The sequence below is a fragment of the Streptomyces sp. NPDC024632 genome, from assembly GCF_055559175.1.
In genome coordinates this window covers 125,264-139,059 of the sequence record NZ_JBVHLD010000003.1, presented here as the reverse complement: position 1 = coordinate 139,059, position 13,796 = coordinate 125,264, and the positions used below count along the sequence as shown (strand labels likewise).

15 protein-coding genes are annotated in these 13,796 nt (G+C 72.2%); 7 read left to right on the top strand and 8 right to left on the bottom strand.

The window, feature by feature from the left end:
* The first annotated feature begins 67 nt into the window (after positions 1-67).
* Positions 68-1,237 (top strand): steroid 3-ketoacyl-CoA thiolase, encoded by a 1,170-nt coding sequence (locus tag ACZ37P_RS07910; protein WP_355345423.1) that lies wholly within the window; start codon positions 68-70, stop codon positions 1,235-1,237.
* Between the two features lie 30 nt (positions 1,238-1,267).
* Here ACZ37P_RS07910 and ACZ37P_RS07905 read toward each other — a convergent pair whose 3' ends face one another.
* A complete protein-coding gene (locus tag ACZ37P_RS07905) occupies positions 1,268-1,543 on the bottom strand; it encodes a hypothetical protein (RefSeq protein ID WP_355345420.1) in 276 nt (91 codons plus the stop codon).
* Positions 1,544-1,572: 29 nt separating this feature from the next.
* Positions 1,573-2,613 (bottom strand): MBL fold metallo-hydrolase, encoded by a 1,041-nt coding sequence (locus ACZ37P_RS07900; RefSeq protein WP_467345514.1) that lies wholly within the window; start codon positions 2,611-2,613, stop codon positions 1,573-1,575.
* A 132-nt stretch (positions 2,614-2,745) separates the two neighbouring features.
* Here ACZ37P_RS07900 and ACZ37P_RS07895 point away from each other — a divergent pair, with 132 nt between their 5' ends.
* Positions 2,746-4,287 carry an aldehyde dehydrogenase gene (locus ACZ37P_RS07895; protein WP_467345513.1) on the top strand — a complete coding sequence of 514 codons (1,542 nt, stop codon included), beginning with the start codon at positions 2,746-2,748 and terminating at the stop codon, positions 4,285-4,287.
* Positions 4,287-4,523: a ferredoxin gene (locus tag ACZ37P_RS07890; protein WP_355345411.1), complete on the top strand. Its 237-nt coding sequence runs from the start codon at positions 4,287-4,289 to the stop codon at positions 4,521-4,523. The genes ACZ37P_RS07895 and ACZ37P_RS07890 overlap by 1 nt, the downstream gene beginning before the upstream one ends.
* Positions 4,524-4,656: 133 nt before the next feature.
* Here ACZ37P_RS07890 and ACZ37P_RS07885 read toward each other — a convergent pair whose 3' ends face one another.
* From ACZ37P_RS07885 to ACZ37P_RS07875, 3 genes are all read right to left on the bottom strand, one after another.
* Positions 4,657-4,842: a DUF397 domain-containing protein gene (locus ACZ37P_RS07885; RefSeq protein WP_188285067.1), complete on the bottom strand. Its 186-nt coding sequence runs from the start codon at positions 4,840-4,842 to the stop codon at positions 4,657-4,659.
* 11 nt (positions 4,843-4,853) lie between these two features.
* A complete protein-coding gene (locus ACZ37P_RS07880; protein WP_188285066.1) occupies positions 4,854-5,708 on the bottom strand; it encodes a helix-turn-helix domain-containing protein in 855 nt (284 codons plus the stop codon).
* 394 nt (positions 5,709-6,102) lie between these two features.
* Positions 6,103-6,753 (bottom strand): TetR family transcriptional regulator, encoded by a 651-nt coding sequence (locus ACZ37P_RS07875; protein ID WP_188285065.1) that lies wholly within the window; start codon positions 6,751-6,753, stop codon positions 6,103-6,105.
* A 276-nt stretch (positions 6,754-7,029) separates the two neighbouring features.
* On the opposite strand from ACZ37P_RS07875, the gene ACZ37P_RS07870 reads away from it, so the two are divergent.
* The 3 genes from ACZ37P_RS07870 to ACZ37P_RS07860 are packed head-to-tail and all read left to right on the top strand — an operon-like array spanning position 7,030 to position 10,414.
* Complete coding sequence (locus tag ACZ37P_RS07870) at positions 7,030-8,529, top strand: glycosyltransferase family 4 protein (protein WP_467345509.1); 1,500 nt, start codon at positions 7,030-7,032, stop codon at positions 8,527-8,529.
* Complete coding sequence (locus tag ACZ37P_RS07865) at positions 8,529-9,311, top strand: class I SAM-dependent methyltransferase (RefSeq protein ID WP_467345507.1); 783 nt, start codon at positions 8,529-8,531, stop codon at positions 9,309-9,311. The genes ACZ37P_RS07870 and ACZ37P_RS07865 overlap by 1 nt, the downstream gene beginning before the upstream one ends.
* Positions 9,308-10,414, top strand: a complete 1,107-nt coding sequence (locus ACZ37P_RS07860) for a prenyltransferase/squalene oxidase repeat-containing protein (RefSeq protein WP_391160146.1) — start codon at positions 9,308-9,310, stop codon at positions 10,412-10,414. Before ACZ37P_RS07865 ends, ACZ37P_RS07860 begins: the two co-directional genes overlap by 4 nt.
* A 15-nt stretch (positions 10,415-10,429) precedes the next feature.
* On the opposite strand, the gene ACZ37P_RS07855 is transcribed toward ACZ37P_RS07860, so the two are convergent.
* Positions 10,430-10,717, bottom strand: a complete 288-nt coding sequence (locus ACZ37P_RS07855) for a hypothetical protein (protein ID WP_188285062.1) — start codon at positions 10,715-10,717, stop codon at positions 10,430-10,432.
* 184 nt (positions 10,718-10,901) lie between these two features.
* On the opposite strand from ACZ37P_RS07855, the gene ACZ37P_RS07850 reads away from it, so the two are divergent.
* Positions 10,902-11,456, top strand: coding sequence for a hypothetical protein (locus ACZ37P_RS07850; RefSeq protein WP_401304220.1), 555 nt, complete (start codon positions 10,902-10,904; stop codon positions 11,454-11,456).
* Positions 11,457-11,563: 107 nt separating this feature from the next.
* Here ACZ37P_RS07850 and ACZ37P_RS07845 read toward each other — a convergent pair whose 3' ends face one another.
* Positions 11,564-12,574, bottom strand: coding sequence for an LLM class F420-dependent oxidoreductase (locus ACZ37P_RS07845; RefSeq protein WP_355345394.1), 1,011 nt, complete (start codon positions 12,572-12,574; stop codon positions 11,564-11,566).
* A gap of 246 nt (positions 12,575-12,820) precedes the next feature.
* Positions 12,821-13,660 (bottom strand): hypothetical protein, encoded by an 840-nt coding sequence (locus ACZ37P_RS07840; RefSeq protein ID WP_355345391.1) that lies wholly within the window; start codon positions 13,658-13,660, stop codon positions 12,821-12,823.
* Positions 13,661-13,796 lie beyond the last annotated feature (136 nt).

Genomic DNA, 13,796 nt, shown 5'->3' with positions numbered 1-13,796 from the left:
CGCGGGTAATAAGACTGCGGGAAGAACTAGAACGCGTACTAGTTTAGTTGAGAAGAGGACGAGCTTCATGGCCGCTGAACCCGTCATCGTCGAAGCCGTACGCACCCCGATCGGCAAGCGCGGCGGCGCGCTCGCCAACCTCCACCCCGCCTATCTGCTCGGCGAGACCTACCGCGAACTGCTCGGCCGCACCGGCATCCAGGCCGACGCCGTCGAGCAGATCGTCGGCGGCACCGTCACCCACGCCGGGGAACAGTCCATGAACCCCGCGCGCAACGCCTGGCTCGCCGTCGGCCTGCCCTACGAGACCGCCGCGACCACCGTCGACTGCCAGTGCGGGTCCTCGCAGCAGGCCAACCACATGGTGGCCAACATGGTCGCCGCGGGCGTCATCGACATCGGCATCGGCTGCGGAGTCGAGGCCATGTCGCGGGTGCCGCTGGGCAGCGGCTCCAAGCACGGGCCCGGCAAGCCGTTCCCCGACGAGTGGAACGTCGACCTGCCCAACCAGTTCGAGGCCGCCGAACGGATCGCCCGCCGCCGCGGACTCACCCGCGAGCACGTCGACCGGCTCGGCCTCATCTCGCAGGAACGCGCCGCCCGCGCCTGGGCCGAGGAGCGCTTCAAGCGCGAGACCTTCGCCGTCCAGGTGCCCACCACCGAGGACGAGCAGCACGCCGGGCTCGGCATGTGGCGGCTGGTCGACCGCGACCAGGGCCCGCGCGACACCACCATGGACGGGCTCGCCGGGCTCAAGCCCGTCATGCCCACCGCCGTCCACACCGCGGGGAACTCCTCGCAGATCTCCGACGGCGCCTCCGCTGTGATGTGGGCCTCCAAGAAGATGGCCCGCGCCCTGCACCTGCGCCCCCGCGCCCGGATCGTCGCCCAGGCCCTGGTCGGCTCCGACCCGCACTTCCACCTCGACGGACCCGTCGACGCCACCCGCGCCGTCCTCGGCAAGGCCGGGATGACGCTGCGGGACATCGACGTCGTCGAGATCAACGAAGCCTTCGCTTCCGTCGTCCTGTCCTGGGCCCAGGTCTTCGACCAGGACCTCGAAAAGGTCAACGTCAACGGCGGCGCCATCGCGCTCGGCCACCCCGTCGGCGCCACCGGCGCCCGGCTGATCACCACCGCGCTGCACGAACTGGAGCGCGCCGACAAGGAGTTCGCCCTGATCACGATGTGCGCGGGCGGCGCGCTCGCCACGGGCACGATCATCCAGCGGCTGTGAAGCACCGCCCGGACGAGCCCCGCGCGGGGGTCAGCGCTGCCTGCGGCCCTTGCGGCCGCTGAGCAGGAAGCCCACGCCGACGCTCGCGACGAAGAAGATGCTGACGATCAGCCACGTACTGGTGCCCGCCGATCCGCCGTCCTTCTTCGTGTCGCCGGTCGGGCTGGGCGAGGCCGTCGCGCTCGCCGCCGTCACGCGCGACCGCGTGTCGTGCGACGCGGCGACGGCGGACGGCGCCGCCGTCAGGGCGGCCAGTGCCAGGACGGCGACGGTGGCCACGGTGGTGGCGCGGCGGCGCAGGAGCATGAGGAACACCCTAACGTCCCGGTGCCGCGCTAGACGGCCCGGTACGTCACCGGGTCGGACCCCGGCACGGGCTCGGCGCGCCCCGCCTTGGTCAGCCGCCGCAGATGCGCCTCGGTCTCGGAGACGGCGATGGTCCGCGAGGACGCGGGGATGCGCGACCAGGGACGGTTCCAGGGCAGCGCCTCGGCGAGCTGCCAGGGGGTGCGGGGGCCGGGGGTGATGAGGGCGAGGAGCTCGGCCAGGCGCGCGGCGTGGTGCTCCAGGAGCTCGCCGACCCGGCCGGCGGCGCCCGCGAAGGCGTACTGGTGCGCCGGGAGCACCTGGGCGGGGGCCAGGCGGGCGATGCGTTCGAGCGAGTCGAGGTAGTCGCCGAGCGGGTCCGTCTCGACGACGGCGTCCGGGTCCTCGTACAGGCCGATGTGCGGCGAGATCTCCGGCAGGAGGTGGTCACCGGAGAACAGCCGGCGGCTCTCCTCCAGATACAGGCACACGTGCCCCGGCGTGTGTCCTGGCGTCCACACCGCGCGCAGCCGGCGCCCCGCCAGCGGCAGCCGCTCGCCGGGGACGATCTCGCGGTCCGGCAGCGCGGGCGGCCGTCCCGGCAGCGCCTGCCCGCCGTACTCGCGCAGCGGCGCCAGGTGCTCCTCGGGCGCGCCCGCCGCCGCCAGCCGCGCCAGCAGGTACTCCACCCACACACCCGGCTCGGCCTCCCGCGTGCGCCGCACCACGTCGATGTCGGCCGCGTGCATCGCGATCCACGCCCCCGACGCCTCCCGCACCCGCGCGCTCAGGCCGTGGTGGTCCGGATGGTGGTGCGTCACCAGCACACCCAGGACGTCACCCACCGACGTGCCCGCCTCCCGCAGCCCGCGCTCCAGCGCCGCGAACGAGTCCGGATGGTCCCACCCGCTGTCCACCAGCACCGGCCCGTCGTCGGTGTCGAGCAGGTGCACCAGCGTGTACCCGAGCGGGTTGTCGGGAATCGGCACCGGCACGCTCCACACCCCGCCGCCGTGGTCGACCACCCGACCCCGCTCCTCCCGCCGGCCAGCCGTGCCGTGGTCCGCCATGGGATGGCTCCTCTCCGGCCGCCGCCGGGCGTGCCGCGTCCATTGCCCACTATAACGAGAACTGGTATCAGTTCTGACTGAGCGTCAGAAATGGTTCGAGCGGAGACAGCGAGAGCGGCGGAGGCGACAGCGATGAACGATCCCGGTCCTGGTTCCGACTTCATCGAGCACGGAAAGCTGTTCATCGGAGGGGCGTTCGTCGATCCGGCGGGGGACGGGGGGACGATCGAGGTCGTGTCGCCGCACACGGAGCGGGTGTTCGGACGGGTGCCGCACGCGTCGCGGGCGGATGTGGACCGGGCGGTGGCGGCGGCCCGCACCGCGTTCGACGAAGGACCCTGGCCCCGCTCGACGTTGGCGGAACGGATCGAGGTCGTCGGCCGGATCAAGGACGCCGTCCTGGTCAGGCACGAGGAGATAGCCCGGCTGATCAGCCGGGAGAACGGCTCACCGGTCTCCTGGAGCGTCCTGGCCCAGGCGCTCGGCGCGATGATGGTCTGGGACGCCGCGATCACCGTGGCGCGCGACTTCCGTTACGAGGAGCGGCGGGCCGGAGCGCTCGGGCCGATCCTGGTACGGCGCGAGCCGGTCGGCGTCGTCGCGGCCGTGGTGCCGTGGAACGTACCGCAGTTCACGGCGGCGGCGAAGCTCGGGCCCGCGCTGCTCGCCGGGTGCACGGCGGTGCTCAAGCCGTCGCCGGAGTCGCCGCTCGACGCCTACCTGCTGGCGGAGATCGCGCGGGAGGCCGGGCTGCCTGACGGGGTGCTGAACATCGTGCCCGCCGGACGCGAGGTCAGCGAGTACCTGGTCGGCCACCCCGGCGTGGACAAGGTGTCGTTCACCGGCTCGGTCGCGGCGGGCAAGCGGGTGATGGAGGTGGCCGCGCGCCATCTCACGCGCGTGACACTGGAGTTGGGCGGCAAGTCGGCGGCCGTGATCCTGCCGGACGCGGACCTGACGGCGGCCGTCGCCGGGATCGTGCCCAACGCGTGGATGAACAACGGCCAGGCGTGCGTGGCCCAGACCCGCGTCCTGGCCCCCCGTACCCACTACGACGAGATCGCCGAGCGGCTGGCGGCGGCGGCCTCCGCGCTGGTGGTCGGCGACCCGCTGGACCCGGCCACCGAGGTCGGCCCGCTGGTCGCGGAACGCCAGCGGCAGCGCTCCCTGGACTACATCGCGATCGGCCAGCGCGAGGGCGCCAAGGTGCTGACCGGCGGCGGCCGGCCGAGCGGCCTGGACACCGGCTGGTACGTCGAGCCGACGCTGTTCGGCGACGTCGCGCCGGGGATGCGGATCGCCCGCGAGGAGATCTTCGGCCCGGTGATCTGCCTGCTGCCGTACGACGACGAGGCCGACGCCGTACGCATCGCCAACGACTCCGACTACGGCCTGTCCGGCAGCGTGTGGACCTCCGACACCGAGCACGGCATCGACATCGCGCGCCAGGTGCGTACCGGCACGTACTCCGTCAACACCTTCAGCCTCGACATGCTCGGCCCCTTCGGCGGCTACAAGGACTCAGGTCTCGGGCGGGAGTTCGGGCCCGAGGGGTTCAGCGAGTACCTGGAGCACAAGATGATCCACCTCCCGGCCGACTACCCGGCCGCCCCGGCGCGGGAGGCCGCCGGGGCAGCGGGCACGGCGGGCGGCACGGCGGGCGGCACCGACTGATGGGCGACCGCTGGCACGTGGACGTGGACCGCTCCGTCTGCATCGGCTCGGGACTGTGCGCGATCGGCGCCCCCGGCGCCTTCGTGCTGGGCGGCGTGCCCCGCCAGTCCCGCGCGGTGGAGGCGGAGGCGGACGCCTCGGAGGGCCTCCTCGCGGCGGCCGAGAGCTGCCCGGTGGAGGCCATCACCCTGACCGTGCAGGGGTCGGGAGAGCCGGTCTTCCCGCCGGAGGAGTGACCGGACGGACGGTGTGAACAGCCCGCCCGGCCGGAATCACCCGGCCGGGCTACCCGTCGTCACCCTTGCGGGCCGGGCCGGGCCGGTCCGGACTGGGCCGGACCGGGCGCGGCGGCCCGGAACCGTCCCCGCCTCACCCGCCGCGTTTGATGGCCCGCAGAAAGCGGGCCAGCGCGGTCGGCGTCGTACACAGCACGACCCCTGGGTCGTCGCTCTCGCGGAGCAGGACCGCGCCGCCGTCCTCGGCCAGCTCGACGCACTCGCCCTGTTCCTGCGAGTACGTGGACTTCTGCCAAACGAGCGGCGCGGGCGCGATCATCGGCGGGCCTTTCAGAGGTCTTGGGAGATGTCGCGGATGAAGTCCCGTGACCGGGACTGATCCAGCGCAACCTCCGCGAGAGTGTTGTAGAGCACGCGGTAATTGGACAGATGCGGTGCCGCGTGCAGAAAGCTGATGCCGTGTGCGGAGTCGATCTGAACGGTGTCGAGCGGCCGTACCGGACCGCTCGCGTAGAGCATCGCGTGGCCGGAACCTATGTGACCGTCCACCGCGAAGGGGATCACCCGCACGCTGATGTGCGGCAGATGGCTCAGCTCCTGGATGTGTTCGAGCTGGGCGCGCGCCACCTTCCCGCCGCCGAACCGCATACGCAGCGCGGCCTCGTGGATCAGCGCCTCGTACGGCGGCGCCGTCTCCCGGTAGAGCACTCCCGAACGCTCCATGCGCTGGGCCACCCGCGCCTCCAGCTCGTTGTCCGGCAACGGCGGGATGGCGTAGCCGAAGACCGTGCGGGTGTAGTCCTCGGTCTGGAACACACCCGGAATGTGGGTGATCTGGATGGTACGGAGCCGGGTGGCGTGGTGTTCGAGCTCGGCGATGTCCAGCAGCCCGGCCGGTACGACGCCGCGGTAGGTCTCCCACCAGCCCTTGCGGCCCTGGCTGTTGGCCATGACCACGAGCGCGTCGATCAGCGCGGTGTCGCCGCACTCGTAGAACGCCGCGAGTCTGCGTAACCGCTCCTCGCTCACGCCGAGCCGCCCGGCCTCGATGTGACTCACCTTCGCCGGGTCGGTGCCGAGCAGCCGCGCGGTGTCCCGCGCGGTGATCGCTGCGGCTTCCCGCATTTTCCGTAGCTCCGCACCGAGGCGCTCCTGGCGGGCGGTTGCGGTGCTTCTGAGCGGCATGGTGTCCCTTCTGAATGGTGGTTCCGAGTCTGCCGTTCCGCTCACGCGGGGTCCAGATCGTTTCTGGAAATTTCGGAGACAAGGTTGCAGTGGGGCATTATTGCCCCATATGCTGCGCGCGCTTACGCGCACGCGGACAGTCAACTCCCTTGAGGTGTAAGTGTGTTGACCGGGTATCCGGTTACCGGCGATCCCGCTCCGACGGTACGACGGGCGACGGGTCGGCGAGGGCCCGGTGAAGTTCCCGTGAAGGGGTCGTGGGGCCCCGGTCGCCGGGCGGTGGCGGCCAGCCACGGTCGTGATCTTCGCCCGTGATCTTCGCCCGTGATCTTCGCCCGTGATCTTCGCCCGTGACCCTCGGCCGGGAGCGCGCCGGGCCGCGCCCGCGCGGGCGCTACTCGGGGGACGTCAGGTCGATCAGACGGCAGACCGTCTGGATGTCGATCTTCACCTGGGCGATCGAGGCCCGGCCGGAGAGCCAGGTGACCAGCGCGGAGTGCCAGGTGTGCTCGATGACCCGGACGGCCGAGAGCTGCTCGGCCGTGGGGGGCGCGTCCAGGCCCATCGCGTCCAGGATGATCGCCGTGGTCAGCCGCGAGACGGTGTCGACCTCGGCGCTGACCGAACGGTCGGCGAAGGTGAGGGCGCGCACCATCGCGTCGGCCAGATGCGGCTCGCGCTGCATCGCGCGGAAGGCCCGCATCAAGGTCTCCGCGACCCGGTCGGCCGGCTCGGCCGCCACCGGGGGCCGCTTGCGCAGCGTCCCGTGCAACTGCCCGAGCTGGTCCTGCATGGTCGCGACCAGCAGATGGATCTTGGAGGGGAAGTAGCGGTAGAGCGTGCCGAGCGCGACGCCCGAGGTCTCGGCGACCTCCCGCATCTGCACGGCGTCGAAACCGCCCCGGCAGGCGAGCTGCGCGCTGGTGTGCAGGATGCGGCGGCGCCGGGCCTCCTGCCGCTCCGTCAGCGGCGGCGAGTGCGGCGCGGGGGAGTGCGACGGTACGCGCGGGAGCGGCGGGCTGGACGGCTTGGAGTCAGTGCTCATGTGTCCCATCCCGTGCCGTTCCCGTACCCGTTTGCGTGCCGGTCCGCGGGCCGGTCGGCCCGTGCCGCCGGTGTCCCGCGCTGCGTGCATGATGGCAGGGCGGGTGACGTGGTGCGAGTCACCCTCGGCCCGCACCGGGCCCCGCCTCCGGCGGCGTGATCCGACCGTCCGGCGGCCGGTGGACTGGCTTTCTGTACCATCAAGTCTGAAACTTGTTCTAGATTAGCGCGACAGCGGTTACGCTCCGGCTCAATCGCGACCGAGAAGGGGGCCGGAGTGACCTCACAGGCCAGGCCGCTGCGGATTGCCCTGCTCAGCTACAAGGGAAATCCCTTCTGCGGCGGCCAGGGCGTGTACGTCCGGCACCTGTCCCGCGAGCTGGCCGCGCTCGGCCACAGCGTCGAGGTGATCGGCGCGCAGCCCTACCCCGTGCTGGACGCGGTCGGCGAGGGCGTCACCCTCACCGAGCTGCCCAGCCTCGACCTGTACCGGCAGCCGGACCCGTTCCGCACCCCCAAGCGCGGCGAGTACCGCGACTGGGTCGACGCCCTCGAGGTCGCCACCATGTGGACCGGCGGCTTCCCTGAACCGCTCACTTTCAGCCTGCGTGCCCGGCGCCATCTCGCCGCCCGCCGCGCCGAGTTCGACGTCGTCCACGACAATCAGACGCTCGGCTACGGGCTGCTCGGCCTCGGCCTGCCGCTGGTCACCACGATCCACCACCCCATCACCGTGGACCGCCGCCTGGACCTGGCCGCCGCGCAGGGCTGGAAGCGACGGCTGTCGGTACGCCGCTGGTACGGCTTCACGCAGATGCAGAAGCGGGTGGCCCGCCGCCTGCCGTCCGTGGTGACCGTCTCCGGTTCCTCGCGCGACGAGATCATCGAGGACCTGGGCGTACGGCCGGACCGCATCCGCGCCGTCCCGATCGGCGCCGACGCCCGGCTCTTCTCGCCCGACCCCTCCGTGGCCGAGGTGCCCGGCCGGATCGTCACCACATCGAGCGCCGACGTGCCTCTCAAGGGCCTGGTCTTCCTGATCGAGGCGCTCGCCAAGGTACGGGCGCAGCGGCCGTACGCCCATCTCGTCGTCGTCGGCAAACGGCCGGAGAAGGGGCCCGTGGCCGAGGCCATCGCCGACTTCGGCCTCGCGGACGCCGTCGAATTCGTCAAGGGCATCAGCGACGCCGAGCTGGTCGACCTGCTGCGCGGCGCCGAGGTCGCCTGCGTGCCGTCGCTCTACGAGGGCTTCTCCCTGCCCGCCGCCGAGGCGATGGCCACCGGCACCGCGCTGGTCGCCACCACCGGCGGCGCCATCCCCGAGGTCGCCGGGCCCGACGGCGAGACCTGCCTCGCCGTGCCCCCGGGCGACGCCGGTGCGCTTGCCGCTGGGCTTGAACGTGTTCTCGACGACGCCGGCCTTCGCAAACGGCTCGCCGCCGCCGGCCGCGCCCGCGTCCTGGCCCACTTCACGTGGGAGCGGGCCGCCGAGGCGACGGTGGCCCTGTACCGCGAAGCGATCGCCTCCGCCCCGCGGGCTCGCGGGCCTGTGTCCGATGTGCGGCTGCCGCCGCGTGGGCGCGAGCAAGCCGCCACCGGGCCGGTGGTCGCGGAACCGACCGCGTCCGCCCCGCTGGGGCGGTCGGTGAGCCGCGGCGCCGCACCGGCCGAGCGCGCGGTGCCCCGCGCCCCTGAAGGGCGCGCCCTCGCGCAAGGTGAACGTATGGGGGACGTGCCCCCCGAGACCGAGTCCGGCCCGGTAGGGAGCAACCGCTGATGCTGACCGTCGACTTCACCCGTTTCCCGCTCGCCGCAGGCGACCGCGTGCTGGACCTCGGATGCGGCGCCGGGCGCCACGCCTTCGAGTGCTACCGGCGCGGAGCGCACGTGGTGGCGCTGGACAGGAACGGCGAGGAGATCCGCGAAGTCGCCCGCTGGTTCGCGGCGATGAAGGAGGAGGGCGAGGCGCCGGAGGGCGCGTCGGCGGTGGCGATGGAGGGCGACGCCCTCCAACTCCCGTTCCCCGACGAGAGTTTCGACGTCGTCATCATCTCCGAGGTGATGGAGCACATCCCCGACGACAAGGGCGTCCTCGCCGAGATGGTGCGGGTGCTGCGCCCCGGCGGCCGGATCGCGGTCACGGTGCCGCGCTACGGCCCGGAGAAGGTCTGCTGGGCGCTGTCGGACGCCTACCACGAGGTCGAGGGCGGCCACATCCGCATCTACAAGGCCGACGAACTGCTCGGCAGGATGCGGGAGGCGGGCCTGCGCCCGTACGGCACGCACCACGCGCACGGGCTGCACGCGCCGTACTGGTGGATCAAGTGCGCGGTCGGCGTGGACAACGACAAGGCGCTGCCGGTGAAGCTGTACCACAAGCTGCTGGTCTGGGACATCATGAAGAAACCGCTGGCCACAAGGGTCGCCGAACAGGCGCTCAACCCGCTGATCGGCAAGAGCTTCGTGGCCTACGCGACCAAGCCGCACCTGCCGGTGGACGCCGTCTCGCCGTCCGTGGACGACACCGACGTCACAGCCGCCCCGGGCGCCGCCAAGTGACGTATCCCAGCCGGAGGCCGGACCGCACGGAGCGGCTGGCGCTGCCCGGTGTGCTCACCGCCCAGCAGGCCGCGGAGACGGTGGACGCCGTCGCGGCGGTCCAGCGCGAGGACGGCGCGATCCCCTGGTTCCGCGGCCACCACCTCGACCCCTGGGACCACGTCGAGGCGGCGATGGCGCTGGACGCGGCGGGCGAGCACGAGCGCGCGCGGGCCGCGTACGACTGGCTGGCCAGGCACCAGAACGAGGACGGGTCCTGGTACGCCGCCTACCAGGACGGCGACCCGCAGCGGCCGACCGACCGCGGCCAGGAGTCCAACTTCTGCGCGTACGTGGCCGTCGGCGTGTGGCACCACTATCTGTCCACCGGGGACGACGCGTTCGTGGACCGGCTGTGGCCGACGGTCTACGCGGCGGTGGAGTTCGTGCTGGGGCTCCAGCAGCCCGGCGGCCAGATCGGCTGGAAGCGGGAGGCGGCCGAGCACGGCGGGGGAGTCGTCACCGACGCGCTGCTGACCGGGAGTTCGTCGATCCACCAGGCGCTGCGCTGCGCGCTGGCCATCGCCGAGCACCGCGAAGAACCTCAGCCGGACTGGGAGTTGGCCACCGGCGCGCTAGGGCACGCGATCCGCAGCCACCCGGAGCGGTTCTTGGACAAGAGCCGCTACTCCATGGACTGGTACTACCCGGTGCTGTCCGGCGCGCTGCGCGGGCCGCGCGCGCTGGAGCGGATCGAGGAGGGCTGGTCCCGCTTCGTGGTGCCGGGCCTCGGCGTCCGCTGCGTGGTGCCCAACCCGTGGGTGACCGGCGGCGAGACCGCCGAACTGGCCCTGGCGCTCTGGGCGGTGGGCGAGTCCGACCGCGCCGTACAGTTGCTGGCCGACATGCGGCACCTGCGCGCGGACGACGGCCTGTACTGGACGGGGTACGTCTACGACGACGACGCCGTCTGGCCGGTGGAGCGCACCGCGTGGACCGCCGCCGCCGTGCTGCTGGCGGTGGCCGCGCTCGGGGGGGACGAGGCGACCACCGCCGTATTCAGCGGGGAACGGCTGCCGGTCGGGCTGGAACCCGAGGCGTCCGGCAGGACGGGCTGCTGCTGAGACGCGTGCCGTACGTCAGGCGCGGTTGACCCGGCCTGCCACCGCGTGCGCGACCAGCAGGTAGACGGCTGCGGGCAGACCGTAGTTGAGCACGGTGCGCCACTTGGCGTTGTCCACCGTGAACAGGTCCTTCGACCAGCCCGCGAGCCAATTCGCCGAGTGATGGACCCAGTTGACCAGGTCGTTCGCCCGGTTGGCGTCGAACACGAAGAAGAAGATCCACAGGATCAGGATCAGTGCAGCGATGTCTGCGACGATGAGGATGATCGCCGCGGCGGGGTTACCGCCATACCGTCTGGCCATGACAACCGCATTGCCCGGCTCCGGCGATTGAAACTCCTTTCGATTCCGCGGTGACGGCGCGCCCTCGCGAAGCGTGAGGATCTGGCCAGAACTCCCGAGTGGCGGGCGGACCGGGGCCGGGTGATGCTGCCAAAGATCACGCACGCCCCGCACCCGTAGCCCGTATGCCACCCCGGAGGTCCCCGTGCCGACACGCATCCCGTTGCGCCGGACGATCGTCGCGCTCCTGCTCGCCGTCACCTTCTTCACGGCGACCGCCTGCGGCAAGTCCACGGACTCCATGTCGACCGGCAGTTCGGACCCGAGCGCGTCGCCGACCAGCACCGTCGAGAAGCAGAAGCTGGCCAAGACGCGCTTCGTCGCCAACGCGGGCCTCGCGGCCGGGGCCACGTACCAGTGGATCGTGAAGCCGTACAAGGCGGGCAAGTTCAAGAAGGGCGCGAGCGGCCGGACCTTCGCGCTGGTCAAGGCCGGTCTCGCGGGCACCTTCGCCTACAACAGGCTGAAGGCGGCGGCCGGGAACGCCAAGGCCGACCCCACGCTGAGCAAGGCGGTGGCACCGCTGACGGCGGGCATCGACGCACTCAAGGACCTGCCGGCCAAGCTCCGCAAGGGCGACTCCGCCGACCAGGCGGCGAACAGCTTCGACGACGTGATCAACAAGGTCAAGGAAGCGGGCAAGAGCGCGGGGGCGGACGTCACCGACAACGTGCCGTCGCTCAAGGACATCGGCGGCTGAGGGCAGCGGCGGCTGAGGGCGGCGGCTGAGGGCGGCGGCGGCTCAGGACATCGTCGGCTGAGGACATCGTCGGCTGACGCGCTCGGAGCCCACCGCCGGGCCGCCCGCTAGGCGTTCAGCTCCGCCAGCACCCGCAGCGTCTCCCGGTCGGGCGCGGTCACCAACAGGTCGGTGACCGGGCCCGACCGCCAGGCCGCGAGCCGGTCGGCGATCCGTTCACGCGGCCCGACCAGCGAGATCTCGTCGGCGAAGGCGTCCGGCACGGCGTGCACCGCCTCCTCGCGGCGGCCCTCGGCGAAGAGCCGCTGAATCCGCCCGGCCTCCTCCTCGTACCCCATCCGGCCCATCAGCTCGGCGTGGAAATTACGGCCGCGCGCGCCCATGCCGCCGATGTAGAAGCCGAGCATCGCCTTGACCGGGAGCAGCCCGTCGGCCGGGTCCGCGCAGACCTGCGCGCGGACCAGCGGGGCGACCATGAAGTCCTTCGACGCCTCGCCGAGCGGCGCGTCGTAGGCGTCGGTACGGAACGGCGACCAGTACAGCGGCAGCCAGCCGTCGGCGATCCGTACCGTCTGGGCGATGTTCCTGGGACCCTCGGCGCCCAGCAGCACCGGCAGGGCGGCGCGCAGCGGGTGGGTGATGGGCTTCAGCGGGCGGCCGAGGCCGGTGCCGTCGGGACCGGCGTACGGCAGCGCGTGGAAACGGCCGTCCAGCCGTACCGGCGCCTCGCGGCGCAGCACCTGGCGGATCACGTCCACGTACTCGCGGGTCGCGGTCAGCGGGCTGCTCGGGAACGGGCGGCCGTACCAGCCCTCCACCACCTGCGGTCCCGACAGGCCGAGGCCGAGCAGCATCCGCCCGCCGGAGAGGTGGTCGAGGGTGAGCGCCTGCATCGCGGTGGCGGCGGGGGAGCGGGCCGCCATCTGCGCGATACCCGTGCCCAGCCTGATCCGGCTGGTGTGCGCGGCGATCCAGGTGAGCGGGGTGAAGGCGTCCGAGCCCCACGCCTCCGCGGTCCACACCGAGTCGTAGCCCAGCCGTTCCGCCTCCTGTGCCAGCCCCACATGGCCGGGGTCCGGGCCGCGGCCCCAGTAACCGAGCGCGAGTCCGAGCCGCATGAACGCCTCCTGGGGGCAAGTGATCTGACGGTGCGTCAGGAATAATGGGAGGGTACGCGCGCCCGCCGCGGGCCGGAAGACCGGCGGCCGGGCGCGGGGCCGTTCGCAGGCAGCGGGCGGCTGGGGGCCGGGTGACGGGCTGGGGGGGGCGGGCAGGCGGGCGGGCGGAAAAGAACAGCGGCCGGTCCCGGCGTCCGGAGGCCCGGAGCGGGACCGGCCGCTGTCGCGTACCGGAAGGAGAAACGATCAGCCGCGCTGGATGCCGCTGCTGTCCTGGAGCACACCGCGCCGCCCGTCCTGGGTCTGCGCGATCAGCGCGGAGCCGCGCTGGTCCACGGCCAAGTACCAGGTACCCGGCGTCAGTTCGGCGATCTGCGCACCCGGGTTGTCCTCCGCGAACAACGGACGCGGGACCGGCACCGCGAACCAGAAAGCGGTGAAGTCCGACGACGGACCCTGCGCGGCGGCCGGCTGCGGCGCCGACTGCTGCGCACCGTACGGCTGCTGGGCCTGCTGCGGCTGACCGTACGGCGTCTCGACGGACTGCGCGCCGCCCGGGTACCCGTAACCGGCCTGCGGCGGACCCGCCGCGTACGGCTGCTGGCCGGGGCCGACACCGTACGGCTGGGCCGCGGGCCGCGGGGCGCCGAGCAGCGGGGCCTTCAGCGCGGGAAGACGGTTGGACAGCGGGGCCGCCACCGCGATGACGACGCCGAACAGCAGCGTCAGCCAGTTGCCCGCGCCCTTGTCGACGCCGTCCGGGTTGTCGAACAGCGTCGCCCACAGAGCGGTCCAGCCCACGAACAGCGAGATCGCGACAGCCCACTGCTCAAGGGAGAGCCCCAGGATCTGCCGCCCGACGAGCGGACCGGTACGCGCCAGCACCACCGCGGCGGCGGCGATCAGCGCGGCCAGCGTCACCGAAGGCAGGATCGGGAAGTAGTCCGAGTGCCACAGGTTCCGCGAACTTTCCGCGCCGTTGAACGGCGACTTGAAGCTGAAGAACGGCAGGAACGAGGCGATCAGCAGCAGCACCGCTGCTCCGATCACCGCGCCGTCTCCTCGGGTCAGGGAGCGGATGTTCACGTCAGGTCCTGTCCTTTGTCAGTTCGGTTAACTCGGCCGTACTCAATCGGGCGGTGCCCCATCGTACGGGTGTGATCATGTCCGGACAGCCAGGTATGACCATTGGTGCACGATCCATACCGGACTGCTACAGCCC

Coding starts and splice junctions, on each gene's coding strand:
- ACZ37P_RS07910 (WP_355345423.1), top strand. CDS start 68: ATGGCCGCTGAACCCGTCATCGTCGAAGCCGTACGCACCCCGATCGGC.
- ACZ37P_RS07905 (WP_355345420.1), bottom strand. CDS start 1,543: ATGCTCCTGCGCCGCCGCGCCACCACCGTGGCCACCGTCGCCGTCCTG.
- ACZ37P_RS07900 (WP_467345514.1), bottom strand. CDS start 2,613: ATGGCGGACCACGGCACGGCTGGCCGGCGGGAGGAGCGGGGTCGGGTG.
- ACZ37P_RS07895 (WP_467345513.1), top strand. CDS start 2,746: ATGAACGATCCCGGTCCTGGTTCCGACTTCATCGAGCACGGAAAGCTG.
- ACZ37P_RS07890 (WP_355345411.1), top strand. CDS start 4,287: ATGGGCGACCGCTGGCACGTGGACGTGGACCGCTCCGTCTGCATCGGC.
- ACZ37P_RS07885 (WP_188285067.1), bottom strand. CDS start 4,842: ATGATCGCGCCCGCGCCGCTCGTTTGGCAGAAGTCCACGTACTCGCAG.
- ACZ37P_RS07880 (WP_188285066.1), bottom strand. CDS start 5,708: ATGCCGCTCAGAAGCACCGCAACCGCCCGCCAGGAGCGCCTCGGTGCG.
- ACZ37P_RS07875 (WP_188285065.1), bottom strand. CDS start 6,753: ATGAGCACTGACTCCAAGCCGTCCAGCCCGCCGCTCCCGCGCGTACCG.
- ACZ37P_RS07865 (WP_467345507.1), top strand. CDS start 8,529: ATGCTGACCGTCGACTTCACCCGTTTCCCGCTCGCCGCAGGCGACCGC.
- ACZ37P_RS07855 (WP_188285062.1), bottom strand. CDS start 10,717: ATGGCCAGACGGTATGGCGGTAACCCCGCCGCGGCGATCATCCTCATC.
- ACZ37P_RS07845 (WP_355345394.1), bottom strand. CDS start 12,574: ATGCGGCTCGGACTCGCGCTCGGTTACTGGGGCCGCGGCCCGGACCCC.